Source organism: Rossellomorea sp. LjRoot5 (assembly GCF_964253455.1).
Taxonomy (GTDB): domain Bacteria; phylum Bacillota; class Bacilli; order Bacillales; family Bacillaceae_B; genus Rossellomorea.
On sequence record NZ_CAXUQN020000001.1, the window covers coordinates 2,806,103 to 2,831,841 of the forward strand.

Annotated in this window: 27 protein-coding genes; 9 read left to right on the forward strand and 18 right to left on the reverse strand. The window is 41.6% G+C overall.

The window, feature by feature from the left end; all coding sequences use genetic code 11:
• Positions 1–18: 18 nt before the first annotated feature.
• Together coxB and cyoE are read right to left on the reverse strand one after the other, a co-directional pair.
• Positions 19–1,095 (reverse strand): cytochrome c oxidase subunit II, encoded by a 1,077-nt coding sequence (gene coxB / locus ACSQ2E_RS14360; RefSeq protein ID WP_435991549.1) that lies wholly within the window; start codon positions 1,093–1,095, stop codon positions 19–21.
• A 101-nt stretch (positions 1,096–1,196) separates the two neighbouring features.
• On the reverse strand, positions 1,197–2,111 hold the full coding sequence (gene cyoE, locus ACSQ2E_RS14365; protein WP_435991551.1) for a heme o synthase: 915 nt from the start codon (positions 2,109–2,111) through the stop codon (positions 1,197–1,199).
• A 478-nt stretch (positions 2,112–2,589) separates the two neighbouring features.
• On the opposite strand from cyoE, the gene ACSQ2E_RS14370 reads away from it, so the two are divergent.
• Entirely contained in the window at positions 2,590–3,507 is a 918-nt protein-coding gene (locus ACSQ2E_RS14370) for a COX15/CtaA family protein (protein WP_435991553.1), read from the forward strand.
• Between the two features lie 39 nt (positions 3,508–3,546).
• On the opposite strand, the gene pyc is transcribed toward ACSQ2E_RS14370, so the two are convergent.
• From pyc to glsA, 4 genes are all read right to left on the reverse strand, one after another.
• On the reverse strand, positions 3,547–6,987 hold the full coding sequence (pyc, locus tag ACSQ2E_RS14375; RefSeq protein ID WP_435991555.1) for a pyruvate carboxylase: 3,441 nt from the start codon (positions 6,985–6,987) through the stop codon (positions 3,547–3,549).
• Between the two features lie 142 nt (positions 6,988–7,129).
• Positions 7,130–8,347, reverse strand: coding sequence for an FtsW/RodA/SpoVE family cell cycle protein (locus tag ACSQ2E_RS14380; RefSeq protein WP_435991557.1), 1,218 nt, complete (start codon positions 8,345–8,347; stop codon positions 7,130–7,132).
• Positions 8,348–8,459: 112 nt separating this feature from the next.
• Entirely contained in the window at positions 8,460–8,741 is a 282-nt protein-coding gene (locus ACSQ2E_RS14385) for a YlaN family protein (protein ID WP_034755973.1), read from the reverse strand.
• A gap of 171 nt (positions 8,742–8,912) precedes the next feature.
• Positions 8,913–9,836 (reverse strand): glutaminase A, encoded by a 924-nt coding sequence (gene glsA / locus ACSQ2E_RS14390; protein WP_435991559.1) that lies wholly within the window; start codon positions 9,834–9,836, stop codon positions 8,913–8,915.
• Between the two features lie 139 nt (positions 9,837–9,975).
• Between glsA and ACSQ2E_RS14395 the strand changes: the two genes are divergently transcribed.
• Positions 9,976–10,473 carry a peptidyl-prolyl cis-trans isomerase gene (locus ACSQ2E_RS14395; RefSeq protein WP_435991561.1) on the forward strand — a complete coding sequence of 166 codons (498 nt, stop codon included), beginning with the start codon at positions 9,976–9,978 and terminating at the stop codon, positions 10,471–10,473.
• Between the two features lie 75 nt (positions 10,474–10,548).
• Here the strand turns inward: ACSQ2E_RS14395 and ACSQ2E_RS14400 are convergent, their stop codons facing one another.
• Complete coding sequence (locus ACSQ2E_RS14400; protein ID WP_435991563.1) at positions 10,549–11,877, reverse strand: PhoH family protein; 1,329 nt, start codon at positions 11,875–11,877, stop codon at positions 10,549–10,551.
• Positions 11,878–12,055: 178 nt separating this feature from the next.
• Here ACSQ2E_RS14400 and ACSQ2E_RS14405 point away from each other — a divergent pair, with 178 nt between their 5' ends.
• Positions 12,056–12,658, forward strand: a complete 603-nt coding sequence (locus ACSQ2E_RS14405; RefSeq protein ID WP_435991565.1) for a YhcN/YlaJ family sporulation lipoprotein — start codon at positions 12,056–12,058, stop codon at positions 12,656–12,658.
• A gap of 50 nt (positions 12,659–12,708) precedes the next feature.
• Here the strand turns inward: ACSQ2E_RS14405 and ACSQ2E_RS14410 are convergent, their stop codons facing one another.
• On the reverse strand, positions 12,709–13,164 hold the full coding sequence (locus tag ACSQ2E_RS14410; protein ID WP_435991567.1) for a pyridoxamine 5'-phosphate oxidase family protein: 456 nt from the start codon (positions 13,162–13,164) through the stop codon (positions 12,709–12,711).
• Positions 13,165–13,338: 174 nt separating this feature from the next.
• Between ACSQ2E_RS14410 and ACSQ2E_RS14415 the strand changes: the two genes are divergently transcribed.
• Both ACSQ2E_RS14415 and ACSQ2E_RS14420 read left to right on the forward strand, forming a co-directional pair.
• Entirely contained in the window at positions 13,339–13,539 is a 201-nt protein-coding gene (locus ACSQ2E_RS14415) for a YlaI family protein (RefSeq protein WP_435991569.1), read from the forward strand.
• Complete coding sequence (locus ACSQ2E_RS14420; RefSeq protein ID WP_435991571.1) at positions 13,529–13,969, forward strand: hypothetical protein; 441 nt, start codon at positions 13,529–13,531, stop codon at positions 13,967–13,969. The genes ACSQ2E_RS14415 and ACSQ2E_RS14420 overlap by 11 nt, the downstream gene beginning before the upstream one ends.
• 44 nt (positions 13,970–14,013) lie before the next feature.
• Here the strand turns inward: ACSQ2E_RS14420 and ACSQ2E_RS14425 are convergent, their stop codons facing one another.
• Positions 14,014–14,322, reverse strand: a complete 309-nt coding sequence (locus ACSQ2E_RS14425; RefSeq protein ID WP_034755992.1) for a YlaH-like family protein — start codon at positions 14,320–14,322, stop codon at positions 14,014–14,016.
• Between the two features lie 23 nt (positions 14,323–14,345).
• Positions 14,346–16,184, reverse strand: coding sequence for a translational GTPase TypA (typA, locus tag ACSQ2E_RS14430; protein WP_435991573.1), 1,839 nt, complete (start codon positions 16,182–16,184; stop codon positions 14,346–14,348).
• Positions 16,185–16,472: 288 nt separating this feature from the next.
• Between typA and ACSQ2E_RS14435 the strand changes: the two genes are divergently transcribed.
• Positions 16,473–16,658: a YlaF family protein gene (locus ACSQ2E_RS14435; RefSeq protein WP_435991575.1), complete on the forward strand. Its 186-nt coding sequence runs from the start codon at positions 16,473–16,475 to the stop codon at positions 16,656–16,658.
• Between the two features lie 50 nt (positions 16,659–16,708).
• Here ACSQ2E_RS14435 and ACSQ2E_RS14440 read toward each other — a convergent pair whose 3' ends face one another.
• Both ACSQ2E_RS14440 and ACSQ2E_RS14445 read right to left on the reverse strand, forming a co-directional pair.
• A complete protein-coding gene (locus ACSQ2E_RS14440) occupies positions 16,709–17,506 on the reverse strand; it encodes an inositol monophosphatase family protein (protein ID WP_435991577.1) in 798 nt (265 codons plus the stop codon).
• A 222-nt stretch (positions 17,507–17,728) separates the two neighbouring features.
• A complete protein-coding gene (locus ACSQ2E_RS14445; protein ID WP_034756016.1) occupies positions 17,729–17,923 on the reverse strand; it encodes a hypothetical protein in 195 nt (64 codons plus the stop codon).
• 179 nt (positions 17,924–18,102) lie between these two features.
• Between ACSQ2E_RS14445 and ACSQ2E_RS14450 the strand changes: the two genes are divergently transcribed.
• Positions 18,103–18,723 carry a YktB family protein gene (locus ACSQ2E_RS14450; RefSeq protein ID WP_435991579.1) on the forward strand — a complete coding sequence of 207 codons (621 nt, stop codon included), beginning with the start codon at positions 18,103–18,105 and terminating at the stop codon, positions 18,721–18,723.
• Positions 18,724–18,783: 60 nt separating this feature from the next.
• On the opposite strand, the gene ACSQ2E_RS14455 is transcribed toward ACSQ2E_RS14450, so the two are convergent.
• Positions 18,784–19,056, reverse strand: a complete 273-nt coding sequence (locus ACSQ2E_RS14455; RefSeq protein ID WP_435991581.1) for a UPF0223 family protein — start codon at positions 19,054–19,056, stop codon at positions 18,784–18,786.
• Positions 19,057–19,084: 28 nt separating this feature from the next.
• A complete protein-coding gene (locus tag ACSQ2E_RS14460; RefSeq protein WP_435991583.1) occupies positions 19,085–20,041 on the reverse strand; it encodes an NAD(P)H-dependent flavin oxidoreductase in 957 nt (318 codons plus the stop codon).
• Positions 20,042–20,470: 429 nt separating this feature from the next.
• Here ACSQ2E_RS14460 and ACSQ2E_RS14465 point away from each other — a divergent pair, with 429 nt between their 5' ends.
• Complete coding sequence (locus ACSQ2E_RS14465; protein ID WP_435991585.1) at positions 20,471–21,940, forward strand: aminotransferase class I/II-fold pyridoxal phosphate-dependent enzyme; 1,470 nt, start codon at positions 20,471–20,473, stop codon at positions 21,938–21,940.
• A 95-nt stretch (positions 21,941–22,035) separates the two neighbouring features.
• Here the strand turns inward: ACSQ2E_RS14465 and ACSQ2E_RS14470 are convergent, their stop codons facing one another.
• The 3 genes from ACSQ2E_RS14470 to ACSQ2E_RS14480 form a co-directional block, all read right to left on the reverse strand.
• Positions 22,036–22,155: a GapA-binding peptide SR1P gene (locus ACSQ2E_RS14470; RefSeq protein WP_435991587.1), complete on the reverse strand. Its 120-nt coding sequence runs from the start codon at positions 22,153–22,155 to the stop codon at positions 22,036–22,038.
• 229 nt (positions 22,156–22,384) lie between these two features.
• On the reverse strand, positions 22,385–23,224 hold the full coding sequence (locus ACSQ2E_RS14475) for a polysaccharide deacetylase family protein (RefSeq protein WP_435991589.1): 840 nt from the start codon (positions 23,222–23,224) through the stop codon (positions 22,385–22,387).
• A 65-nt stretch (positions 23,225–23,289) separates the two neighbouring features.
• Positions 23,290–23,538: a hypothetical protein gene (locus ACSQ2E_RS14480; protein ID WP_435991591.1), complete on the reverse strand. Its 249-nt coding sequence runs from the start codon at positions 23,536–23,538 to the stop codon at positions 23,290–23,292.
• Between the two features lie 291 nt (positions 23,539–23,829).
• On the opposite strand from ACSQ2E_RS14480, the gene ACSQ2E_RS14485 reads away from it, so the two are divergent.
• Positions 23,830–24,222 (forward strand): small peptidoglycan-associated lipoprotein, encoded by a 393-nt coding sequence (locus ACSQ2E_RS14485; protein ID WP_435991593.1) that lies wholly within the window; start codon positions 23,830–23,832, stop codon positions 24,220–24,222.
• A 106-nt stretch (positions 24,223–24,328) separates the two neighbouring features.
• On the opposite strand, the gene lpdA is transcribed toward ACSQ2E_RS14485, so the two are convergent.
• The gene (gene lpdA, locus ACSQ2E_RS14490) at positions 24,329–25,738 is read right to left on the reverse strand and encodes a dihydrolipoyl dehydrogenase (RefSeq protein WP_435991595.1); all 1,410 of its coding nucleotides are present in this window, start codon (positions 25,736–25,738) and stop codon (positions 24,329–24,331) included.
• Between the last annotated feature and the right edge of the window lies 1 nt (position 25,739).

Genomic DNA, 25,739 nt, shown 5'->3' on the forward strand with positions numbered 1-25,739 from the left:
CCTTTTACTAATCCCCAATTAATCTTGAACCTTTAAGCCCATTAAATACTCTGCAAGTGCATCAATTTCATCTTCCTGCAGGTTACCATATGTACCTGTCATTTTATTACCTGGTTTGTATTGCTCAGGATCTGATATCCAATTTTTCAACTCTTCTTCATTATGATCTAATACACCAGCGATACGTGAACGCTCACCGAAGTTAGATAAGTTAGGAGCAAGTCGAGCAGATTCAGGTCTTCCATCCTGTGGTGATACGGCGTGACAGCTTAAGCATTTTTTGCTGAAGATTTCTTGCCCTTGTTGAGCTAGATCAGAAGTCGGTTTCGGTTCTCCTGCATTTTTCATATCTTCAACCCATGCTGTAAATTCCTCTTTAGGAAGCGCTTTAACTTTAAAGTCCATCAAAGCGTGGGAAGGACCACATAACTCAGCACATTTTCCATAGAATAATCCGCCTGCATCTTTGGCCTTTTTCCCGTCAAACTCAAGGAAGAATTTATTTACACCATCAACGTTTGTATCAATCTTTCCTCCTGCTGCAGGGATCCAGAATGAATGTTTTACATCAGATGCTGTCACATTGAAATATACCTTTTGATCAGTCGGGACAACTAAGTCTTGAGATGTAATGATCTTTTCATCAGGATATTCGAACTCCCACCAGTAAAGGTTGGCACGGACATTTATCACTAATGCCTCACGATTTCCGTCTGCATCCTTTTTATCCATCGCCTTTGTATCCGCTAACTGGAACGTTGCCGTAACAGTCGGGACAGCAAGGATAAGAAGTAGGATGATCGGGATAACGGTCCACACAATTTCAAGTGTGTGACTACCCTCTACCTGCTTAGGGATTTTTGTATCCCCTTTCTTTCTACGGAAACGAACGATCGCAACCATATAGACAACCATGACTACAATGATGACCAATACCATAATTAATGTTGCAAGTATCATCAAATCATATTGTGTCTGTGCTACTTCACCAGCTGGCTGCAGTGTGGAGAGAAATGGCTCTCCACAGCCAGAAAGAACTAGCGCTAACATTGCTACAATTGAAAATAAGCGCCACTTAGATAGCCTTGCTTTCATAGCTTAATCAAACCCCTCTTTCATGTAATGTTCTTTGAATAAAACAAGGACCCATAAAAATATCTATTTGGATTTCTTAACAGAAAGAATTCCCGCTAATCTTAAAGTACCGTAACGATTACCATCGCTACGAACAAGATAGTCAAGTAATTTAATGAATAGACAAACATAAGTTTTGACCACTTAATATCGTCTTTCATCTTATACCCCGCCAGACCAAGTGCGAGCCAGCCGATGTTAAAGGCCGTTGCCAGAATAAAGAAGAACATTCCGAGATCCATCAAGAAGAAAGGAAGGGGTAAAAGGGCCGCAACCCATGCTACGATATGGTGCTTCGTTGTAGCGAATCCTTTCACTACTGGAAGCATCGGGATATTAGCTGCTCTGTATTCTTCCACTCTTTTCATCGCTAATGCATAGAAATGAGGAGGCTGCCAGATAAACATCATCAGAAACAGCACCCAGGCGACTACATCCAGGTTTGCATCTACAGCTGCCCAGCCGATTAGGGGCGGAACCGCACCAGAGATACTTCCAACAATTGTGTTGCTTACATATTTTCTTTTTGACCACATTGTATATAATACAACGTAACTAAATACCCCGATCAACCCAATGACACCCGCAGTGATGGTTGTCATGAATAACATGATGAGACCGACCGCAATCATGAGTAACCCAAGGGACAATGCCTTTGGTCCATTGATCTTGCCTGTTACGGTTGGACGTTCCTTCGTTCTTTCCATCAGATGATCGATGTCCCGATCATATACATTGTTAATGGAGCAGGACCCCGCAATAATAAGGGAAGAACCTATCAACGTAAGAAACATGATATCCAGGGAATTTAGAAAGTGTGTATTCGTAAAATAAAAGGCTAACCACATACCTGTAAAGGTTGTAATTAAATTGGAATTAACGATCCCAATTTTAATGAGCGCTAAAAAATCCTTCCAAGCAGTGGAAGCTGTCACATCTGCTTTTTCAACGTCTGTCATGATTCGACTGTTAGACATTTTCTCTCTCCTCTCTATAAAAGGCAAGAGGTTTGTTGCCACCTCTATACTATATAGGAAATGATTAACTATTTCTATATTCATCTGTAAAAACATCCACAGATAAGAAATAGTATATATGCTATCAATATTATATTAAACCATATATTTTTTCCTTTTTGGGGGAGAATTAGACAATTATGTGAAGAAATTGTGAAGAAAGAAAGACGCAGACGGTTCTTCATATTTCTACCAACATTTTAATCCCATCATACCATAAAACACAGCAAAGCGCTTACAGATTTTGTTTTTACGCAAATTAGTCCTTCCCTACTATTACTATTCTCTATTCTCCCAATATAAATGCTCATAATTCTGTAACATTTTATCGGTTGAGTTTTTCATACCTATTATGTAATATCGTAGAGGCATATATATTTTTCTACTATATTTATTTATAGAAAGTGTGTAGAGTTTTTTAATTAAGAAGGTGAATAGATTGCAAAAAGGTGTTCACAAAGGATTAAAGTGGCTTGCCGTTCTGACCACTTTGGGGATGTTATTCGTGCTGTTGGGTGGAGCCCTGGTGACGAAGACGGAATCCGGCATGGGCTGCGGGCGATCTTGGCCCCTTTGTAACGGACAGTTCATCCCAAGTGATATTACATTTGAGCTTATTATAGAATTAGCACACCGTGTTGTATCAGGCGGTGTGGGATTATTGGTTCTGGCTTTATCGATCTGGTCATGGAGGTCAATCGGTTATAAACGGGAAACAAAATTCCTTGCAGCCCTTTCTTTCTTCTTTCTTGTATTGCAGGGATTAATCGGTGCTGCAGCTGTATTATGGGGGCAATCGGATTTCGTCCTGGCCATACATTTTGGAATTTCCCTTATTTCTTTTGCTTCTATATTATTATTGACATTTCTGATTTTTGAAGTCGACCAGAAATTTGATGCGAATTCATTGGTCATCAACAAACGGATGAGATTTCATACGGTTGGGGTGACGATTTATAGTTATCTTGTTGTTTATACCGGCGCTCTCGTAAGGCATACGGAGTCTAGCTTGGTGTGCAAGGATTGGCCATTATGCGTCAACTCCTCCCCAAGCCTACCCACTAATCTATACGAATGGATTCAAATGGGGCACAGGGCAGCAGCAGGCCTCATCTTCTTATGGATTGCTTATATCACTTACATTGCCATTAAAGAGCATAAGCACCAGAAAGTGATCTACTGGGGTTGGATCATTGCCTTTACCCTGGTTTGTCTTCAAGTAATGAGTGGGGCACTCGTAGTGTTCACCCGACTGAATCTGGCAATTGCCTTAATGCACGCTTTAATTATTTCTTGTCTGTTTGGATTATTATGTTACTTCAATCTTCTTGCTTCAAGAAGTAAACGTAAGCCATAGAAAAAAGGATTCCGGTACATGTACCGGAATCCTTTTTCATTAAGCTTTATCCACTTCAATCAATAAATCCCCCGGGCTGATGGCATCCCCGTTTTCCACATAGATATCTTTAACTACACCTGCAAAAGGTGCCTGAACGGTCGTTTCCATCTTCATGGCTTCAGTTATCATTAAATGATCTCCCTTTTCAACCGTTTCTCCTTTTTCTGCGATGACCCGTATAACGGTTCCCGGCATAGAAGCCCCGATATGATTTTCATTTTTCACATCAGCCTTCATTTTGGCCGCCACAGTGGATTTAATACTTTCGTCCTTAATGACTACTTCACGTGCCTGACCATTAAGTTCGAAGTAAACAATACGGGTACCATCTGCCTGAGCCTGGCCAATCGAGACAAGCTTCACGATGAGTGTCTTTCCGGTTTCGATTTCCACTTCTATTTCTTCACCCAGTCTCATCCCGAATAAGAATGTAGGGGTATCAAGGACTGAGATATCTCCGAATTGATCCATTGTTTGTGCGTATTCCATGAACACTTTCGGATAGAGGGCATATCCAAGGGCATCAAAACTCGTGACCGGACGCTCGAGGTCTTCAAAGAGTTTTTCTTTCAACGCTGTGAAGTCCACATCATCCAGTAGTTCTCCAGGTCGTACGGTCAAAGGATTGCGTCCTTTCAAAATCACGCTCTGCAATTCTTTAGGAAAGCCTCCGTGAGGTTGACCCAGGGATCCTTCAAATAATTCAACCACTGAATCAGGAAAATCAATTTTCTCACCTTTTTCAAGTACGTCTGTTTCGGACAAATCGTTTTGAACCATGAACAAAGCCATGTCTCCGACTACTTTAGAAGAAGGAGTCACCTTGACTATGTCCCCGAAGAGATGGTTGACCCTTGCATACATGTCTTTTACTTCTTCCCAACGGTGACCCAGCCCAACTGCTTTTGCCTGTTGCTGAAGATTGCTGTACTGTCCCCCGGGCATCTCATGTTTGTACACTTCTGAATGCGGCGACATCATCCCACTTTCAAAGTCTGCATAATACTTTCGGACGTCTTCCCAATAGTGAGAGAGGGTTTCCAGGGAATCGATGTTTACATTCGGTTCTCTTTCCGTCCCTTTTAACGCGTAATACAACGTATTGGCACTTGGTTGGGACGTCAGGCCGGACATGGTGCTGAGGGCCGTATCCACAATGTCAACACCCGCTTCCACGGCTCTGGCGTATGTGTAGATTCCGTTCCCGCTCGTATCGTGTGTATGCAGGTGAATCGGCAGGCTGACAGTATCTTTCAGTTCGGAAATCAACCGGTAGGCAGACTGTGGCTTCAACAGTCCCGCCATATCCTTGATAGCCAGAATATGGGCACCACTCGCTTCGAGTTCTTTGGCCATATTCTTATAGTAATCGATATTATATTTTGTCCGTGTCGGGTCATCGATATCACCGGTATAGCAAATGGCCGCTTCTGCGATTTTTCCGCTTTGTCTCACGGCATCGATCGCTACTTCCATTCCTTTGACCCAGTTTAAGCTGTCAAAGATCCTGAAGACGTCAATACCGGCAAACGCTGATTTTTCGACGAATTCCCTTATTACATTGTCCGGGTAGTTCTTATACCCTACCGCATTGGATGCTCTAAGGAGCATTTGGAATAAGACATTTGGAATGCGTTCTCTCAAAGTCAACAATCGATTCCATGGGTCTTCCTTAAGAAAGCGGTATGCCACATCGAATGTTGCTCCACCCCACATTTCATATGAAAACATATCCGGCAGCAACTGAGATGTTGGTTCAGCTATCTGCTTCAGGTCATTTGTTCTGACACGTGTCGCCAGTAAAGATTGATGGGCATCACGGAATGTTGTATCTGTGAGGAGTACAGAGTTCTGCTCTTTGACCCAATTCACCAGGCCGTCCGCCCCATGCTGATCCAGGATTTGTTTCGTTCCTGGTTGAAAATCTCTCTTTACGTCAAGGGTAGGTACCCGCGGTTTTTGGAAAACAGGTTTTTTCTTTTTCTCTACTCCCGGGAAGCCATTAACGGTTACGTTCCCGATATACGAAAGCATTTTCGTTCCACGGTCTTTCCTTTTCGGGAAAATGAATAGTTCAGGAGTCGTATCGATAAACGATGTATCATATTGTCCTGTAATGAAGTTTTCATGCTTTACAACATTTTCTAAAAAAGGGATATTCGTTTTGATCCCCCGTATTCTAAATTCTTGAAGATTTCTGACCATTTTGGACGCAGCTTGTTCAAATGTAAGAGCCCACGTGGAAAGCTTCACCAGAAGGGAATCGTAATAAGGTGTAATGACCGCACCCTGGAATCCATTCCCAGCATCGAGACGGACCCCGAAACCTCCACCTGATCGGTACGCCATGATTTTCCCGGTGTCAGGCATGAAGTTGTTCAATGGATCCTCCGTTGTCACACGGGATTGAATGGCAAATCCATTCGTCCTGATGTCATCCTGAAGAGGGATACCAAGCTTGTCGCTGTGCAGGGCATAACCTTCCGCGATCATCAATTGTGATTGTACAATATCAACTCCTGTCACCATTTCCGTAATGGTATGTTCCACTTGTACACGTGGATTTACTTCGATGAAGTAGAACTGATCATTCGCTACCAGGAACTCAACGGTCCCTGCGTTCACGTACTTGACATTATCCATTAACCGGACGGCTGCTTCGCAGATATCCTCTCTCAGCTGATCACTCAAGGATACGGATGGGGCAATTTCCACTACCTTTTGATGGCGTCTCTGAATGGAACAATCACGCTCATATAAGTGAACGATGTTACCGTCATGATCTCCAAGAATCTGGACTTCAATGTGTTTCGGATTTTCAACAAATCTCTCCACATAAATCTCATCATTACCAAACGCTGCCTTGGCTTCTGATTTGGCTCGCTCATAGGCTTCTTTTAAGCTTTCAAGGTTTCGGACGATGCGCATTCCCCGTCCACCGCCACCCAGTGAGGCTTTAATGATGATCGGGAATCCATTTTCCTTCCCAAAGCTGATGACTTCTTCCAAAGTTTCTACAGGTCCATCTGTACCCGGGATGACCGGAATATTCGCCTCCTGGGCCTGATGCCGTGCCTTAACCTTGTCACCAAACATATTCAAGTGCTCAGAATGAGGTCCTACAAAGGTGATTCCCTCTTCTTCACAACGTCTGGCAAAATGGATATTTTCAGACAGGAAGCCATATCCCGGGTGGATGGCATCCACATCTGCATTCTTTGCAATTCGGATGATCCCTTCTATATCCAGATAAGCATCAATAGGTTTCTTCCCCTCACCTATCAAATAGGCTTCATCTGCCTTATATCGATGATATGCCCCTGAATCTTCTTTACTATAGATCGCTACGGTTCTAATATTAAGCTCCGTACATGCACGGAACACACGGATGGCAATTTCTCCGCGGTTAGCTACCAGTACTTTTTTAATTCGTTTCAATACACTCTCTCCTTTTGGCTATTCATGATTGAAATTCTCCATATTGAAGTCTATGAAAAAAGGGCTGACCCCAAAGATAATTAAGAAGTATCTTAGGGGGCAGACCCTAGACTTAGAGTTTTAGATACTCTATCAAAGTGACCTACATTTTTACACCATATATTTTTTTGCTATTATCCTTATTCTCCGAAGGATAGTCATTTTCCTTCTTTGTTTTATATTTTTCTTCAAATTTTACAAACATCGACACATTTACTAAGACACCCATCGACAAAGATAGCACCAACAGGGACGATCCACCGTAACTGATGAACGGGAGCGGGACCCCTGTGATCGGTATTAATCCGGATACCCCTCCAAGATTGATGAAAGCCTGGATGCCGATCATGCAGGAGATTCCGATTGCAAGCATCGTTCCAAACGGATCCTGACATTTCACGCCTGTATAGATACCCCGGAGCACAATATAAGAAAGGCCGAGGATGACAAAGCTTACCCCGAATACGCCTAACTCTTCAGCAATGATGGCCATGATGAAATCCGTCTGGGGCTCGGGTAAATAACCAAGTTTTTGGACGCTTTGTCCTAATCCGAGACCTTTCACTCCCCCGGACCCGATCGCAAGGTAAGAGTTCACCAAATGGTACCCTTCACCCTGTGCGTATTTAAACGGGGAAAGGTAGGCTTCAATCCTGCTAAGCCTTTCCTTAGTAAAGATGAAGCCCCTTGCCAGGTAAATGACCGGGGAGATGACAATTAAAAATCCAACTCCCAGACCTGCAAGCTTGAAAAATGTTTTATAACTGATCCCCGAACAGGAAATGACGATGGCACCGATGGCAAAGATGATAGCTGACGTACCAAAGTCGGGTTCCAGAAATACTAAAAAGCAAATAAAGCCAAGAAACAGTAATGGAGGTGCAAGACCTTTATTGAAGTCATCTATGTATGCCTGTTTCTTAGAGTAAACGGAACCAAGGTAAATGATGACTGCAAGTTTCGCAAACTCCGATGGCTGGATGGGCATGAACCCTAAGTTGATCCAACTTTTAGCGTTATTCACCTCATACCCAAAAATATGTACCGCAAGTAATAAACCGATGATCACAAACATCAGGCCTTTAATGATCTTACTTACTTGAAAGGCTTTATACGGAAACCACGCGGCTAGTGTAAAAGCAATAAAGCCGATGATGATATTGATCATCTGCCTTTTATAAAAGTGGTCACTGTCCCAGCCGAACCGTTCTACTGCCATGACCATACTGGCACTATAAATCATGACGAGGCCAAATAAACAAAGGATTACATACACAGCGATTAGCGAATAATCGTAGGATTTTGCTATTTTTTTAATCATGACATTTCAATCCTTTTTCTCTTATATCATTTTCATCTCTTATAATCATCTGTTCTTTAACAAAAAAACTCAAACAACAGATCTATGTATTGTTTGAGTTGTCATGACTATTTTACTTTTTTGTAGATGCTTCATGAAGGGCAGAAAGTTGTCTTTCCAAAGAATCAATCAGATCTTTTCCATCTTGATCATCTACAAGCCCTAAGCGGACCGCAAATTCTATTTCACGAGATAATCCGAACATTTGGGTATCCAATACTTCCTCATATAGAGGACATTGGGGCATCGTTAAATTATCCATTTGCACTTTAATAAGTTGTAATATCTTTTCTGCGTCGGCCTTTAATAGTTCATAGGCTTTTTCCCGATGATTGATTGTCATTTCTGACGCCACAGTGATCCCCCCATTCCGAACAAATAACCTTCCTGTCTTAAAATTTTATCGTTAAACCCGATAAATTGCAAGAAAAATAAGTGTTTTCCCCGGGATTCATTGACAGAATTTCGAACAATTTTCAAAGGGTAAATAGGGGGATCCCACCACGGGATGTACCATTATTTCAGGTTAAAATATACTCCATGAGTGTTCATCACTGAGCATTTCGAGAAGCTTCAGCCCCGCAATGCTATTTCCGACATCATCAAGTGCCGGTCCGAAGATCCCTATTCCGCATTTACCCGGAACCGATCCCATGATGCCGCCGGATACACCACTCTTCGCGGGAATCCCCACCTTAATGGCAAACTCCCCGGAGGTATTATACATCCCGCATGTAACCATGAACGTTTTACATACTCTGGCCACATCCCTCGTAATCAATTCGCGGCCGCTCTCAGGATCGATTCCATCATTGGCGAATACCGCTCCCATCTTGGCAAGATCCACACAGTTCATCTCCACGGCGCATTGCTTCGTGTAAAGAACGAGTAAATCTTCGACATTTCCTGTGATCACTCCATGCTGCTTCATGAAATAGCAAAGGGATCGGTTCAGATTGGCCGTTTGCAATTCTGAATATGCCACATCTTCATTATATGAGACCGTTTCTCCTGTCATATGATTTATGAATTCGATTAAGCGGTGCCATTTCTCCATTCCGGTGTTTCCCTTGATCATATTCGTTACAGCAAGGGCCCCTGCATTGATCATCGGATTAAGGGGCTTTGACGGCTTGTGGGTTTCGAGCTTCGCAATGGAGTTGAATGGATCTCCTGTAGGTTCCATTCCAACCTTGGAAAAAACGTACTCTTCCCCATAGTCCATTAGTACAAGTGCAAGGGTGATCACCTTTGAAATGCTTTGTAGAGTGAATTTCTTCAAATGATCCCCGGCATAACAGGAGTTATTATCCAATGTGTAAATGCTGATTGCCAGATCATGGGGATTTTGATCCTTAAGTGCGGGTATGTACTCTGCAACCTTTCCTTCAGATGCATAGGGTCTCGCCTTTTCAACTAATCCTTCCAACCATTCCTGAGTGTTTATCATATCTCCAACAGCTCCTTTTATCCTATTTATCATTTCCCTATTTTCATTCATTGAAAACGCTGAAAATGCTTTCATCAGAATGTGACAAACCTGCTCTTAACATATATACTGATACTATCAGCGAGAGGAGGAGTCAGAAGTGGAAAGTATCATACCGATTAAAGGGAAGGTGAAATTCCCAATTACATTGGATGCGGGAGTTTGGATTTTTGATGATCGAAAAGTGGATTTAACTACATATTTTGATGATACGACAGAAAAAGTGGATGAGTTGGAAGAATATACTAAGGCCGTTTCCAAGCACTGGTCCCGGGAGATTCAAGAAGGTGCAACCTATCCGCCAACTTTGAAAACCGAGAAGAGATATGAGAAAGAAAAGATTCTTAACGGAACATTCGCCATACCTTTTGCGCCATTTTTAAAAAATGCAGAGCCACTTCCTGAAGGTGCGTCCATCGTGATTGAAACCGAAACCGGGGATCACCCTCTGGATTTGAATCAGGCTGATCAGCTGTTGATCGGATTTTCTAAAGAAGGCAAGCCCCTCAGGGTAGACGGACCCGTTCATGTTTATTTTATGGATGGATCGAACAGGGACAAGCCAATTACCAATGTCAGGGCATTTCGTGTTGAATAATCATAACGTATAAAAAACCGGTTCAGTTACATTGGAACCGGTTTTTTCATACGTTATCATTATGTGGTCTAACGTTTACAAGATATCCGCTGCAAGCTGTGCTAATCCCGATCTTTCACCTTTCATAAGCTTCACATGTCCGGCTAAGTTTTGATCTTTGAATCTCTCCACTACATACGTCAGCCCATTATTATATTCATCAAGATATGGATGATCGATCTGAGCCGGATCTCCCATTAAGACAATTTTGCTCCGCTCCCCAACACGTGTCAGAATCGTTTTCACCTCATGCTTCGTCAGGTTCTGAGCTTCATCTATGATGATATATTGATCAGGAATGCTCCTTCCCCGTATATACGTCAAGGCTTCCACCTCGATGGATCCCATCCCGGCAAGAATATCATCCAGTTCACCCGGTTTTTTTGTATTGAACAGGTATTCGAGATTGTCATAAATCGGCTGCATCCATGGCCTCAACTTCTCTTGCTTTTCACCTGGAAGATAACCAATATCTTTGCCCACCGGAACGATCGGGCGGGCAACGAGTAATTTATTGAATTTATTAAAGTCTTCCGTTTGTAAAAGACCTGCAGCAAGTGCTAAAAGTGTTTTACCTGTCCCTGCTTTCCCGACCATGGTCACTAACGAAATATCATCCCGTAATAATAACTCCGTTGCCATCGTTTGTTGGACATTCCTCGCTTTAATTCCCCACATATGTTCTTGGTCATAGACCAGTTTCTTCACCTTGAGGCCGGTGGTATCAACCATTCCAAGGGCAGATGCAGAACTTCCGAGGGCATCTTTCATAATGAGGAATTGATGGGAATAAAATCGTTGCTTCGTTATATCCGTAAGGGTCAGTTCCCCTTTGTCATAAAATTTATTGAGAAATTCTCTCTCGGTGTATAATTCGATAAATCCGGTATAAATATCATTGACTTCAATGACCCTGTCACTCAGGAAGTCTTCTGCGAGTAAACCCAAAGCATCTGCCTTGACTCTGACAAGGGTATCTTTACTGACAAGGATGACCGCTTTCCCGTCCTTTTTTGCTTCTTCCTCGAGTGAAAGGTTTTTTGCTACGGCGATGATCCGATTATCATTTGTTTTCTCAACAAATATATCTTGAAGCTGCTGAAAGGAGCGGTGATTTAGTTCAATTCGTAATGATCCACCTGTATAAAGGGGGATTTTTTCATGGAGCTTTCCTTCTTGCCGTAAATTATCTATCAGTTTCGATACATGTCTTGCGTTTCGTCCGATTTCATCCATATAACGCTTTTTGGAGTCCACTTCTTCTAAGACGACTGCAGGTATAACCACCTCATTATCCTGGAAAGAAAAGATGGCTTGTGGATCTTGTAATAAGACATTGGTATCTAATACATAAATTTTATTCAAATCGATGCCTCCTGCTCCTGATTTCTTATTACTATTGTATGTAGCCAATGATGTTCCGGTTATTCCCAGCTACTCAAATAGGACGGCCCGTTTCTTAAAATATATGAATAAACGTATAAAGATAGAAGAAAATTACACAATAAGAAAAGATATTGATTCTAAATCGGGAGGTATTCACATGTTTAAGCTACTCTCTCTCTTACTGGTTACCATCATCCTTGGAGCTTGCGCCAACAAAAATGAGGTCGGGTATAAAAATGATGCAAACAGTAAAAATAATAAACCAATCACTGTCCAGGATAGCAATATTCAACATGTCCAACGCAAGTCCGGACAACAAATTTCAAAGCATCTGGTGGAGCTGACCACAAGTGTACCGGATGTGAAAGATGCAACAGCTGTCGTCATTGGTAAATATGCATTTGTAGGGATCGATATCGATTCCGACGTCGAGCGTTCCCAGGTCGGTTCTATAAAATATTCCGTTGCAGAAGCACTTCAAAATGATCCCTTCGGTGCAGAGGCCATGGTCATCGCTGATCCGGACCTATATGCCCGATTGAAGGAAATCAGTAAAGATATCCAGAGAGGCGAACCGGTTCAGGGCATAATGAATGAATTGTCCGATATATCGGGTAGATTGATGCCTGAGATCCCTAAGTCTCTAAAGCAGACCGATCCCGAAAATGCCCCGGACGAACCTAAGAAAAAAATGAATAACTCAAAAGAAAAACAGCTTAGAAAAAAACAAGAAGATCAAACATATGATAAAATCGATTGATTGTAGAGCCTAATCTGTAATTGAGAAAAGCCATGAAAAAGCTTGGGATGCTAAGCTTTTTTCATGGCTTCTATAACTTGACGGTCCAAACGTTCTGCAGCCGCTTTATCATATGTCTTCTCATAAACGGGCTCTGTGGAAATTTTCGATCCATAGAACATGACATCTCTCACTTCATTAATGACAAGTTGAATAAGGGTTAGCTTCAAAGGCACTCCGGATAGTTTCTCATGGTGTACGGAAGCTTTTCCTCCAATCGAATACGTGGATTCATTTGCAATTAAGTTCACTACAACAAGCGGATTCCTCTTAATATTGTCGACGATTCTTGAACGTTGATCCACGGCAAACAATAGCGTATGTTCGTCTTTGGCAAAAATCCAGGATATTGCACTGACATTGGGACCATGTGTTTCATGGTCAACGGTAGCAAGTGTAACGAATCGCTCTGATTGAAGTTCATCAAACAATGCAGGAATTAAGCTTGGTTCTACTTGATTAGCCATACAATCCCCCCTGGTGACGTTTGTCTCTACGTCTACATGTGATTATCTTGATTCTACTATACCAAATACCATTGTTAAAGACATAATAGAATGTTAAATAAAGCGATCAACCTCACTTCATGATATACTAATATGACCAGAGTTATGATTAGAATACAAGTAGAGGTGTACGAAATGAGAGTAAAATGTGCTTTATGCGAAGTAATTGAAAATATTGATGATTATTCCCTGCAGGCGAAAAAGCTGCGTAACAGACCCATTCACACGTATATGTGTGAGAATTGCCACGACCGCATTAAAGAGAAGACAGAAGAACGTGTGTCGACGGGAAATTTCCGTTTTTATTGTTCTCCTCGAGTAGAAGATGACTTTTAAACAAATAGGTTCGGCCATTGGACTTATCTCAGGCACAATATTAGGTTTATTCCTTAAGTGGATGCAGGGACTGACCGGCATTAAAGTTTATGTATTATTATTGAATGTTGACTTCATCCCGTTGTTTGCATCTACATTGCCTGAATGGCTTGAGTTCTCTTTCCATTTACTTATTTCCTGCGGGATCGGTTTAGTATTTGTGTATCTAATGGAAAAGCTGAATGTATCTGAGAGGGGAGCATGGCTTCTTTCTCTGCTGCTGACCTTCCCCATTGTCTTTCTATATTTTCCTCTTTCTTATCTGGCCGTACAGGATGTACCCCGCTTCCTCGATGGTACGGCCCTCACCATTTGGACAATTGGACATCTTCTATATGGACTAAGCCTGCCGCCACTCTATCAATTCTTTGCGAAGGCGAATCCAAAATAAAAAAAGCTGCAGTCCTTTGAATGTGGACTGCAGCTTTTTCATGCTTAAAAAGTGCCTTTTTTCTTTTCATTCGTCAGGCGGATCTTGTAAATCACTAAGATTAAAGCCGCAACGACCAACCCTTCGGCAACCGGAAGAAAGATCCCGAGAAATGTCAGTACCGTACATCCGAGTATGAGAAAAGTATAAATCAGGATCGATTTCATGACTGGCAGCTTTTTCGCAAAACCGAGCTTATAAACTAAGATCGAGAGCCCAACTATGGTTATATAAAGCAACCACATACCCATTTCCGCGTTCTGGTCAACCCGGTAAAGGGATGCGAAAAAGGACAAACGTTCTGTTACATCCATTTCCTACTCCCCCTTCACTTAGTTTATTGAGTAACCTTATTTTTCTTTTCTGCTCTTTCACGTTCATTCTTATCAAGAATTTTTTTACGAAGACGGATCGATTCAGGTGTTACTTCACAATATTCATCGTCATTTAAATATTCCAATGACTCTTCCAATGTCATGATTCTTGCCTTTTTGATCGTAACAGTTTGATCCTTATTGGCAGAACGTACGTTAGTCGCCTGTTTCAGCTTCGTGATATTAACAGTAATATCATTTTCTCTTGTATGTTCTCCAACGATCATTCCACCATAAATTTCTGTGCCGGATTCAACGAAGATGATACCGCGGTCTTCCACCTGCATGATACCGTATTGGGACGCTTTACCAGTCTCCATGGAAACAAGCACACCTTGACGACGTCCGCCTACGCGGCCTTTCTGCAGTGGTTGATAGCCTTCGAATGTGTGGTTGATGATACCATATCCACGAGTAAGAGTCATAAACTCCGTAGAATAACCGATTAGTCCACGCGCCGGTACCATAAACATTAAACGGACCTGTCCGTTACCGTTATTCACCATGTCAAGCATTTCGCCTTTACGTTGACCAAGTGATTCGATTACGCCTCCCATATACTCTTCAGGGATATCAATTTGAACACGTTCTACAGGCTCACTCTTCACACCATCGACTTCTTTGATAATAACCTGTGGCTTCGATACTTGTAACTCGTAGCCTTCACGACGCATATTTTCAATCAAGATGGATAGATGAAGCTCTCCACGGCCGGAAACTGTCCATGCATCAGGTGAATCCGTTGGTTCAACACGCAAACTTACATCGGTTTGCAGCTGAGCCATTAAACGCTCTTCAATCTTTCTTGACGTAACAAATTTACCTTCTCTACCGGCAAATGGACTGTTGTTTACAAGGAAAGTCATCTGTAGTGTAGGCTCGTCAATGCGAAGAACCGGAAGTTGATCCTGATGCTCTACCGGACAAACCGTTTCACCTACGTTGATATCTTCCATACCAGATACAGCAATTAAATCCCCTGCTTTTGCTTCCTGGATTTCCTCACGCTTCAATCCGAAGAAACCAAAGATTTTCGTTACCCGGAATTGTTTGACGGAGCCGTCAAGCTTCATCAGCGCTACCTGCTGGCCAACTTTCATAGTCCCTCTGAACACACGACCGATCCCGATACGCCCTACGTAATCATTGTAATCAAGTAGTGCAACCTGGAATTGAAGTGGATCTTCAGAGTTGTCGACCGGTGCAGGAATGTTCTCAATGATGGACTCATATAAACACTGCATGGTTTCATCCTGTTTTTCCGGATCCGGATCTATACTTGCCGTACCGTTAATTGCAGATGCATAAACAACCGGAAATTCAAGCTGCTCATCATTTGCATCCAACTCAATGAATAACTCAAGTACTTCATCGATTACTTCTTCAGGACGTGCTGAAGGTTTGTCGATTTTGTTTACAACCACGATTGGTGTAAGATTTTGTTCCAGTGCTTTCTTAAGAACGAAACGGGTCTGTGGCATACAACCTTCATACGCATCCACAACCAGTAAAACACCATCTACCATTTTCATGATACGTTCTACTTCTCCACCGAAGTCAGCATGCCCTGGTGTATCAAGGATGTTGATTCGGGAATCTTTATATTGAATCGCCGTATTCTTCGCTAGGATCGTAATACCGCGTTCTCTTTCTAAATCATTTGAATCCATTGCACGTTCCGAAACAGTTTCGTTTTCGCGGAAGATTCCAGATTGCTTTAAAAGCTCATCAACTAATGTCGTTTTCCCGTGGTCAACGTGAGCAATAATAGCAATATTTCTAAGGTCATTTCTTAATTTCATATTTCCACTCCTGAATATTGGATTTCTTTATAGTGTAAAGATAGTATTTTTCAGTTCAACTAGACCATTATATCACAGCATTGACAAAAGCCCTAATAAATATTTCATATCCACTATTCATTCTTACTGAAAGTTTCCTTACCGACTTGAATAATCTGCTTCTTTGTTTCCTAAACCCATTGCGATTTATTGAATTGATAGGTAAAATTTAATAAGGGCAGCATACGAAGCTGCGGCGACAATCTGTTAGGGAAAGAATCATTTTTTATCAATATTGGGGGGTACATAATGGCAAATATAAAATGGATCTTTGTACTTTTTTCGATATTAGCAGCCGTATCACTTATGGGCATAGCGATTTCAATCAGCTTACAAAATATATGGATTGCAGGTGTAAGTATCCTTTGTTTATTCATTGTGATGGGATTCGGTTTTAAGACCAAGAAAAAATACAGAGAAGAAGGAAGATTGTAGGACGAAGAAAAGGAGTGGGGGCCATTCAACGGCCACCACTCCTTTTTCATTTACTTATTTCTATGAAGATAGTCAGTCAAAATGGTTTCATGCAGGCCAGGCTTCCCGACAAAGACAGAGCTTTTGTTTAATGGATTTAAAGGGTTTCCATCAAGGTCCGTCACCACTCCACCAAGCTCTTCGATCATAATCTTTCCGGCTGCAAAATCCCACGGGGCAAGTCGCATTGTCAGATATGCGTCAAGCCTCCCTGAAGCCACGTAAGCAAGCTCCATCGCAGCTGAACCATAGGACCTCGTCCCTCTTACATCTTGTACGAGTGGCGCCAGAATGGAGGAATCAATACGCTTGTTCTTTGTTACCCACAGTGCATTCAATGCGACAATCGCATCTTCCACAGGAACGGGCTCAAGCTTTGGAAGCTTCACATCATTCATATAGACACCTTTACCTTTACTCGCAAAGTAAAGCTCGTCATGCACTACATCATATATGTATCCTAACTTACCTTCATCTCCATCGTAAATCCCGATGGAAATGGCAAAGTTTCTCTGCTGATGGACAAAATTCATCGTGCCATCGATTGGGTCGATGATCCATGTGATTCCGGATAACTCTTTAAAATCATCACCATATCCTTCTTCACCCAGAATTTGATGGTCGGGATAATTGGTTCGTATGTTTTCAGTAAAGTATCGCTCAGTCGCTTCATCCATATCGGTGACCAAGTCATTTCGGTTCGATTTCGTTTTAATGTTCAGTTCGGTTTTAAATGACTGACGAATCCTCTCACCGGCTTCATGTATCCATGTTCTAACATTTAGATCTAGTTCAGTCCAATTTGTCATGTATTATTAGCCTCCAATGTGCTTAGCGAAAATCAGTGTAGTCATTACTAATATGTTCTTTTCAGATAATCTTAACTCCTAGATCCATTTCATTCAAGAAAATAGGCTTCACCAAGAAAGGTCATTTCCCCATAAAAAAGCGAACTCCCCAACCACTATGAGCTCGCGTTCAAAAGTAGATTTTGTTATCAGCATACTTTAAACCATTGGATGTTTGTTGCTTTATAAAGCCTTCATTTTCATTAATTCTTCCCTGATACTCATAAGTTTCTGCTTGGACTTGGTCTGGGTTTCTGTATTCTTCGTTTGAATTGCTTCGAACAATACGGCTAATTCATAATCCATTTCAAGTCTCAGTACGTTCATTCTTTGCTGTTGGACATCACGTTTTTTAGAAGTGTTCATTACTTGTTTCATGGCCATACACCCCTTCCGAGTTTTCAATTTATCTGATTGTTCTGATAATATTTACTACATATTATGAAATACCAACTCATCTTGTAACTAAAATGTGCAGACACCTATAGATAATTCATTTGGCTACAAGCTTGTACCTCTTTATGGTAAGATATTGGTGGAAATAAGGAGGTTACAACATGACATTTAACGGTTTTACTAAAGATGATTTCAATGTTTTTAAGATTGATGGTCTAGATGACCGGATGACAGCCATCGCAGAACTTATCAGGCCAAAACTGGACTACCTGGGTGAACATTTCACCCCTGCTCTTAGTGCCCTGACCGGTGATGAGATGTTTTACCATGTGGCGAAACATGCAAGGCGCTCAGTGAATCCTCCAGATGACACCTGGGTTGCTTTCGCAAACAATAAACGCGGTTACAAAAAACATCCTCATTTCCAGATCGGATTATGGGAAACCCATGTATTTATTTGGTTTGCAATGATCTATGAAGCTCCATATAAAGTCGAATTCGGTAAAAAAGTCGAAGAAAATGCAGATAAGATAAGGTCATTGATTCCCGGTCACTTTGTTTGGTCCGGAGATCATACTAAACCGGATGCTGCACCCTTCTCCTCTCTATCACAAGATGAATTCATTGCTTTAACTGAAAGAGTTCAAAATGTAAAGAAAGCAGAACTTCTATGCGGACTTCATCTGGATCGTGACTCTGCCATTAAGATGAATGGGGATGAATTGATCCAGGAAGTTGAAAGTGCCTTTGAAATACTTTTACCCCTTTATAAAATGAACTAAACCATATAACTGTAGGGAATAATGCAGAAAGAACGACTGCCGTTTAGGGCAGTCGTTCTATTAATTCATCGATATTTTGGCAGCGTCCTGCTGCTCTTTCATTTTTTTCACTACATGATAGGAAGAATAACCGCTGGATTCTTCAAATTCTTTGCAGATCCTTTTCTCTTCTGCCATACCAGGGACTATTTCTTTAAATCTCTTATACCGATTCATCAGGTCCTCTCTTGAAACACCTTTTTCATATGCCTTTTCAATTGCTTCAAAAAAGGCTATGACCTCGATGACTTCCTCTGTGGACCAGTCTATATCGAAAGGGTATTGATATTCCATTTTGCACCACAACTCCTTTGATGATGTATTAATTCCATTTTCTACGAATGTTTTCACCTTGTAAAATCATCCGCTCGATGAGTTCTTTAACCGAAGGGATGTCCTGAATCAACCCCATCACCTGTCCTGCCCATGCAAAGCCTCCGTCTACTTCACCATCGTAGATATAACGTTTATTCGCCTCGCCGCTTATGTATGACTTTAACCCATCATATCCCAGATTCGATGTTTCGGCAGCCAGGATTTGATCTGTCCAAGAATTTGAAATCGCTCTGGCCGGGGCTCCTAAAGATCGTTTAATGACTACTGTACCACTCTCTTCCCCCTCAATCAAGGCACGTTTATACACGTCTGAGGCGTGTACGCACTCTTTTGTTGCTATGAATCTTGTCCCCATCTCGACTCCTTCTGCTCCGAAGCTAAGGGCTGCCATTAAGCCTCGTCCGTCCCCAATGCCTCCTGAAGCGATGACAGGGATGGATATAGCGTCCACAACTTGTGGAATCAAGACGAATGTCCCGATGTCATCCTTGCCCAAATGTCCTCCCCCTTCTTGTCCAACGACCATGACGGCCTCCGCACCGAGCTCTTCAGCCTTCAGAGCCTGTCTCTTTGATGCGACCAATACAAGCTTCACCATATTCTCCCCTTCAATTTGTCGGAACAGGGGAGTTGGGTTACCGCCTGTAACGGAGATGACCGATACTTTCTCTTCAATGGCAATGTCAACAAACTCGCTGAATGGGCGTCCATGTTGACCGATGGCAAAGTTCACTCCAAACGGTTGATCTGTTAATGACCTTACCTTTTTGATTTCTTGACGAAGCTGTTCAGGGTTGTCTAGTGACATGGCAGTTATTTGACCAAGGCCTCCTGCATTCGACACCGCCGCAGCCAGTTCTGCATATGCCAGGTGGGCAAGCCCCCCTTGTATGATTGGATATCGAATGTTCAATAATTCTGTTACGCGCGTTTTCCAGTTCATTTAAATCCCTCCATTTATTGATTTATTCTCGATGGAGGTGGGGAAATCCTTTTCTTTAGTGTATTGTATATTAATAAGAAATAAGGTCAGCCTTGGATGAGAGGGCTGCAGGTATTTTATAGATTGGTTGTGTAGATTTTTGGCTCATTCGGGTGAAACGGATGTTTCACACGCCTTTCAGCTTTGCTGAAAGGTCCGAAATGAGCCAAAAATCAGGAGTAGGACTTCTTTCTTTTGTGCTATGAAAAAAAATACACCTTCATGGGCGTATGTCACTATGCAAAGATTTTCTTAAGTGCTATAATTCTTTTGTTTGTTGAAAATATCGTAAGAATGCATGAAATTATAGTTTGAATCTTATATAATGATATCTTTAGCATGTATGTTGGTTTATTGTGCTATGAAGAATATAAAGAGGTGTTGAATGAATTGTCTCAAAATGAAACGCCGTTGTTTACCGGCTTAATTGAACATAGTAAAAAGAATCCCGTCCAGTTTCATATCCCAGGTCATAAGAAAGGTGCCGGTATGGATCCTGCATTTAAGGAATTCATAGGGGATAATGCGCTTTCCATTGATTTGATTAATATCGGTCCTTTAGATGATTTGCATCAACCTAAAGGAATGATTAAGGAAGCACAGGATTTGGCTGCCGAGGCATTCGGTGCCGATCATACTTTCTTCTCTGTTCAGGGGACGAGCGGAGCGATCATGACGATGGTCATGAGTGTGTGCGGACCTGGAGACAAGATCATTGTTCCAAGAAACGTGCATAAATCCGTTATGTCTGCGATTGTTTTCTCAGGGGCCACTCCTATCTTTATCCATCCCGATATTGATGAGGATCTTGGAATCTCTCACGGAATCACGACAGACGCCGTTGCAAAGGCTTTGGAACAAAACCCTGATGCCAAGGGTGTACTGGTCATCAATCCAACCTATTTCGGGATTTCGGCAGACCTAAAGAAAATCGTGGAAATTGCCCACTCTTACCATGTTCCGGTTCTGGTCGATGAAGCTCATGGGGTTCATATCCACTTCCATGATGAACTTCCCCTGTCAGCCATGCAGGCAGGTGCTGACTTAGCAGCTACGAGTGTCCATAAGCTCGGGGGATCCATGACTCAAAGTTCAGTCCTCAATATGAAAGAAGGACTTGTCTCTGCTAAGCGTGTACAGACCATTTTAAGCATGCTGACGACGACTTCCACGTCATACTTATTACTTGCATCTCTTGATGTTGCAAGAAAACGACTTGCTACTGAAGGACGGGAGCTCATCACCAAAACGATCGAACTCTCACAGAATATGCGGAAACAAATCAACGAGATTGACGGTTTATACTGTGTAGGGGAAGAAATTCTTGGAACAAAAGCCACCTATGCATATGATCCTACTAAGCTGATTGTGTCCGTGAAGGATCTTGGAATCAGCGGTTTCGATGCGGAAAAATGGTTAAGAGAAGCTCATAATATCGAGGTTGAAATGTCTGACCTTTATAATATCCTTTGCATCATCACACCTGGTGACACTGAATATGAAGGAACTCAATTGGTTAACGCTTTAAAAGGACTGGTTACCAGCCTGAAGAACCAGGGAGAGATGGCACCCGTTAAAGTGATGCTCCCGGATATTCCTGTTCTTTCCATTACACCAAGGGACGCTTTTTATGCTGATACCGAAGTCATTCCAATTGATGAATCCGTTGGAAGGACCATCGCTGAATTCATCATGGTCTACCCTCCCGGAATTCCCATTTTCATACCAGGGGAAATCATCACTCAGGAAAACATCCATTATATCAAGACCAATATAGAAGCAGGTCTACCTGTACAAGGGCCAGAAGACTATGATTTACGACATTTAAGAGTCATCAAAGAGCATCGTGCCATTCGATGAAAAAAAGGATGAAGAAGGTCCCCCTTCTTCATCCTTTTTATTTATAAGAACCCCTTTAATAGACGCTATTCATACCCGCTCCCCTTTAGCAGGCATTAATCATCCAATTCTTTATCATCGTTGCAGTTACAGCAGTTAGAGAATAAAACAGAAACCTTCTCATCTTCATAATGCTCAATAGTGCTTAGGCATGTTTGACATACAATTGTTCCCATCTTTTTTCCTCTCCTTTAAGTGGTTTTGTAAACGCTTTATCTTATCTGCTTCTATAATAATATAACACATTTAAAATATCAAGCCTAAATTGTATAACATATTTAACTTTTTATCCTCGCAATCAATCATACTTTTAATCATAAAAGTGTATGTAAGGGGCTTCCCGAATATGTTGAATTCAAAAAAAAGATGCATGAATGAAGTGACTCATTCATGCATCTTTTATCATTATTCTATTGTTTTAATCCGGTGGGGGTCCAGTGTTTCATACCCCTTTGCACGGAGGCCTTTCACAATGTCCGTCAACGCTTCACTCGTCCATGTACGATCATGCATGAGGAGATTCGCTCCGTCAATCAAATATGGGCTGTTTACCATAATATCCGTAATCGCTGCTTTATTTTGATATTGCTTTTCCCAATCATATCCGTAAGTCCAATTCATCAAGGACATCTTTTCTTCAGCTGCAAGCTCACGGCTGTAATCTGTATTTTGGCCGAAAGGGGCCCTGAAAAATTGCGGCCTCTCTCCCGTGATGGATTCGACAAGATCGCTGACAGAGAGGATTTCCTCTTTTTGTTCTTCCGGAGAAAGATCTCTTAAACTGCTGTGACTATATGTATGATTCCCAATCATAAATCCAAGATCATGAATCTTTTTTAACGTTTCTTTTTCCTCAGGCGTATCAAGAAAATGACCGTTCACAAAGAAAATGGCTGGTGCATTCAACTCTTTTAGGCCTTTAGCCATTTGCAGTGCATGTTGGTCGGGTGCATCATCGATCGTCAGGAGTACCACTTTAGGGTTGGCTTCACCGATTGGTTCAATGCTCCAATTAGCCTCATTTATCTTATAATCCTTAGTTTGCACCACTTCTTTTGAAGGTTCTTCTTTCTCATTTGCTTCACTCTCTGACACTTCCGTTTCAGGGCCTTCACTCTGCTTCTGATCCACTTCTTTCACTTCAGTCTGGTCGGATGTTTCCGCTTCATGGCCGGTCCCCGTTTGTTCACTTCCGCAAGCAGTAAGGAGTAGGATGGTTAAGCCGGATGCTAAAATCTTTTTCATGTTTCTCACCTTTCCGTATTCACTTTGAATATTTTAACATATTCTAAAGAGAATCTGGGAAAGAATTAAAATATTTCCAATATATTTTCAATCGCCATCTTAAAAACAAAAAAGCATGTCAGACTGAATGAAGTGATAAATAACGTATGCTTTCTTGATTGGACGATCTTCCTTGCAACCATAAAGGCAAGGTAAAAAAACAGGACAAACATAATCCACTTATATTCTACATGATCTTTTTCAGAAATCCATTCAGCTATTGAAAACACGCTCCATAAAATCATTTGGACCAAAAAAGCAATGTACGATTTCATGATAAAACATCCTTTAATAGATTTATTTACATTTTCCCGTCCCAATATAATAAAAACACCCGGATGGCCCTTATATGTTTTTTCAAATCAAAAATCATCGTATTAACATAGTATATTCTTTTAAAGTGACTTTCATTATGTAGGACTTTTCAATTTTGTAACATTTTTATGACTTGGCGCTTTTTCATTTTTCCCTATGATAAAATGTGACGTAAGATACGTTAATGAGTAATTCATTTATATATTCGCGACTCTACGTTCATAGCATCGTTTAAGAAAAGAGGATGATGTATGAAACATATATTAGCTTTTGCAATACTTACTTCCACGATGCTGATTTTGACTTCATGTGATGACATCTCATCTAATAAAGTGGTTTTAGCACAGGATCAATTTATAGAAAAACAGGTGATTTTTTTTACGGATGAAAGAAATGTTTCGAGGGAAATACCATACTACGATGCCATCATTGAACTTAAAAAACAGTACCCGGATCACTTTAAACAGCTAAAAGTTGTCAGTTTAAACACGAAGACAACAAATGATTTCGCTGATACTCCACCCACTTCTCCAGCCATCGTCGTGGTAGAGGACAATCAGATCATATGTAAGGTGGAAGGTCATAATTCTAAAGAAAATATTATAAAGCCTGTTTCCAAAGCCATTCAAACCTGGGAACATTAATGCATTAATAACGATATTTGGGGTCGAAGCCTACGCTTCGACCTCCTTTTTTTATCCTTAAAAAAAGGATGATCCCCTCACAGGGATCATCCTTTTTCCATGATTATTATTTAATAATGTGAATCGGGCTTCCCATTGCAACTTCTGCTGCTTCCATGGAAATCTCACCTAAAGTTGGGTGAGCGTGAATCGTCATGGCAACATCTTCAGCTGTCATTCCGGATTCAATTGCAAGTCCCAATTCAGCGATCATGTCAGATGCACCAGAACCAACAATTTGAGCACCGATAATTAAACCGTCTTCTTTACGAGTGACAAGCTTCATAAAGCCATCACTTGCATTAAGAGCTAAAGCACGTCCATTTGCTGCAAACGGGAATTTAGCTGCAGTTACTTCAATGCCTTCTTCTTTTGCTTCCGCTTCGGAATAACCCACTGTTGCTAATTCAGGGTCTGTGAAGCACACAGCTGGGATTCCAAGGTAGTCAATTTCTGCCGGTTCACCTGAGATAACCTCGGCAGCAATTTTACCTTCGTAAGAAGCTTTGTGAGCAAGTGGCGGTCCATCAACGATATCACCAATCGCGAAGATGTTCGGGATGTTCGTGCGGCATTGTTTATCAATTTTGATAACTCCGCGGTCTGTCATCTCGATTCCAACTTCTTCAAGACCGATTTCGTCAGTGTTTGGACGACGGCCAACCGTTACTAGGACGTAATCAGCTTCAACTGATTTCTCTTCGCCCTTCACTTCATATTTAACAACGACTCCGCTGTCACTTTCTTCAACGCCTTTTGCCATAGCTTTCGTTACGACTTCAACGCCTTTTTTCTTAAGTTCTTTTTTCACGACAGATGTCATTTGCTTTTCGAATCCGCTAAGGATATCGTCAGCACCTTCCAAAATCGTTACTTCTGATCCAAGATTGGCATAAGCAGTACCAAGCTCGGTACCGATATAACCTCCACCGATTACAACAAGCTTGCTTGGAATTTCTTCTAAAGCAAGTGCGCCTGTAGAATCAAGTACGCGCTTAGAGAATTTGAAGCTTGGGATTTCAATCGGACGTGAACCCGTTGCAAGGATCAAGTTTTTGAACTTGTATGTTTGAGCTGAGTTATCATCCATAACACGAAGAGTATTGGCATCTACCAGGTAAGCTTCACCGCGAACGATTTCAGCTTTATTCCCTTTAAGAAGTCCTTCAACACCGCCGGTTAATTTCTTAACTACTCCAGCTTTCCATTCTTGAACTTTATCAAAATTCACTTTTACGTTTTCAGCAACGATCCCCATATCATCAGAGTGCTGTGCCTGATGGAAACGGTGACCTGCCGTGATAAGAGCTTTAGATGGGATACAGCCAACATTCAAGCATACTCCACCCATGTTTTCTTTTTCGATGATTGTCACTTTTTGACCCAGTTGTGCTGCACGGATTGCAGCTACATATCCTCCGGGACCTGAACCGACTACGATTGTATCTGTTTCAATTGGGAAATCTCCTACTACCATT

Bases quoted from the DNA above. Each gene is read 5' to 3' on its own strand.
- ACSQ2E_RS14425 (WP_034755992.1), bottom strand. From the start codon at position 14,322: ATGGATGTAACAGAACGTTTGTCCTTTTTCGCATCCCTTTACCGGGTT.
- glsA (WP_435991559.1), bottom strand. From the start codon at position 9,836: ATGATAAACACTCAGGAATGGTTGGAAGGATTAGTTGAAAAGGCGAGA.
- ACSQ2E_RS14405 (WP_435991565.1), top strand. From the start codon at position 12,056: ATGTTTAAGCTACTCTCTCTCTTACTGGTTACCATCATCCTTGGAGCT.
- lpdA (WP_435991595.1), bottom strand. From the start codon at position 25,738: ATGGTAGTAGGAGATTTCCCAATTGAAACAGATACAATCGTAGTCGGT.
- ACSQ2E_RS14485 (WP_435991593.1), top strand. From the start codon at position 23,830: ATGAAACATATATTAGCTTTTGCAATACTTACTTCCACGATGCTGATT.
- cyoE (WP_435991551.1), bottom strand. From the start codon at position 2,111: ATGTCTAACAGTCGAATCATGACAGACGTTGAAAAAGCAGATGTGACA.
- ACSQ2E_RS14415 (WP_435991569.1), top strand. From the start codon at position 13,339: ATGAGAGTAAAATGTGCTTTATGCGAAGTAATTGAAAATATTGATGAT.
- ACSQ2E_RS14435 (WP_435991575.1), top strand. From the start codon at position 16,473: ATGGCAAATATAAAATGGATCTTTGTACTTTTTTCGATATTAGCAGCC.
- ACSQ2E_RS14420 (WP_435991571.1), top strand. From the start codon at position 13,529: ATGACTTTTAAACAAATAGGTTCGGCCATTGGACTTATCTCAGGCACA.
- ACSQ2E_RS14475 (WP_435991589.1), bottom strand. From the start codon at position 23,224: ATGAAAAAGATTTTAGCATCCGGCTTAACCATCCTACTCCTTACTGCT.
- ACSQ2E_RS14460 (WP_435991583.1), bottom strand. From the start codon at position 20,041: ATGAACTGGAAAACGCGCGTAACAGAATTATTGAACATTCGATATCCA.
- ACSQ2E_RS14410 (WP_435991567.1), bottom strand. From the start codon at position 13,164: ATGGCTAATCAAGTAGAACCAAGCTTAATTCCTGCATTGTTTGATGAA.
- typA (WP_435991573.1), bottom strand. From the start codon at position 16,184: ATGAAATTAAGAAATGACCTTAGAAATATTGCTATTATTGCTCACGTT.
- ACSQ2E_RS14380 (WP_435991557.1), bottom strand. From the start codon at position 8,347: ATGATTAAAAAAATAGCAAAATCCTACGATTATTCGCTAATCGCTGTG.
- coxB (WP_435991549.1), bottom strand. From the start codon at position 1,095: ATGAAAGCAAGGCTATCTAAGTGGCGCTTATTTTCAATTGTAGCAATG.
- ACSQ2E_RS14450 (WP_435991579.1), top strand. From the start codon at position 18,103: ATGACATTTAACGGTTTTACTAAAGATGATTTCAATGTTTTTAAGATT.
- ACSQ2E_RS14445 (WP_034756016.1), bottom strand. From the start codon at position 17,923: ATGAAACAAGTAATGAACACTTCTAAAAAACGTGATGTCCAACAGCAA.
- ACSQ2E_RS14440 (WP_435991577.1), bottom strand. From the start codon at position 17,506: ATGACAAATTGGACTGAACTAGATCTAAATGTTAGAACATGGATACAT.
- ACSQ2E_RS14455 (WP_435991581.1), bottom strand. From the start codon at position 19,056: ATGGAATATCAATACCCTTTCGATATAGACTGGTCCACAGAGGAAGTC.
- ACSQ2E_RS14470 (WP_435991587.1), bottom strand. From the start codon at position 22,155: ATGGGAACAATTGTATGTCAAACATGCCTAAGCACTATTGAGCATTAT.
- ACSQ2E_RS14480 (WP_435991591.1), bottom strand. From the start codon at position 23,538: ATGAAATCGTACATTGCTTTTTTGGTCCAAATGATTTTATGGAGCGTG.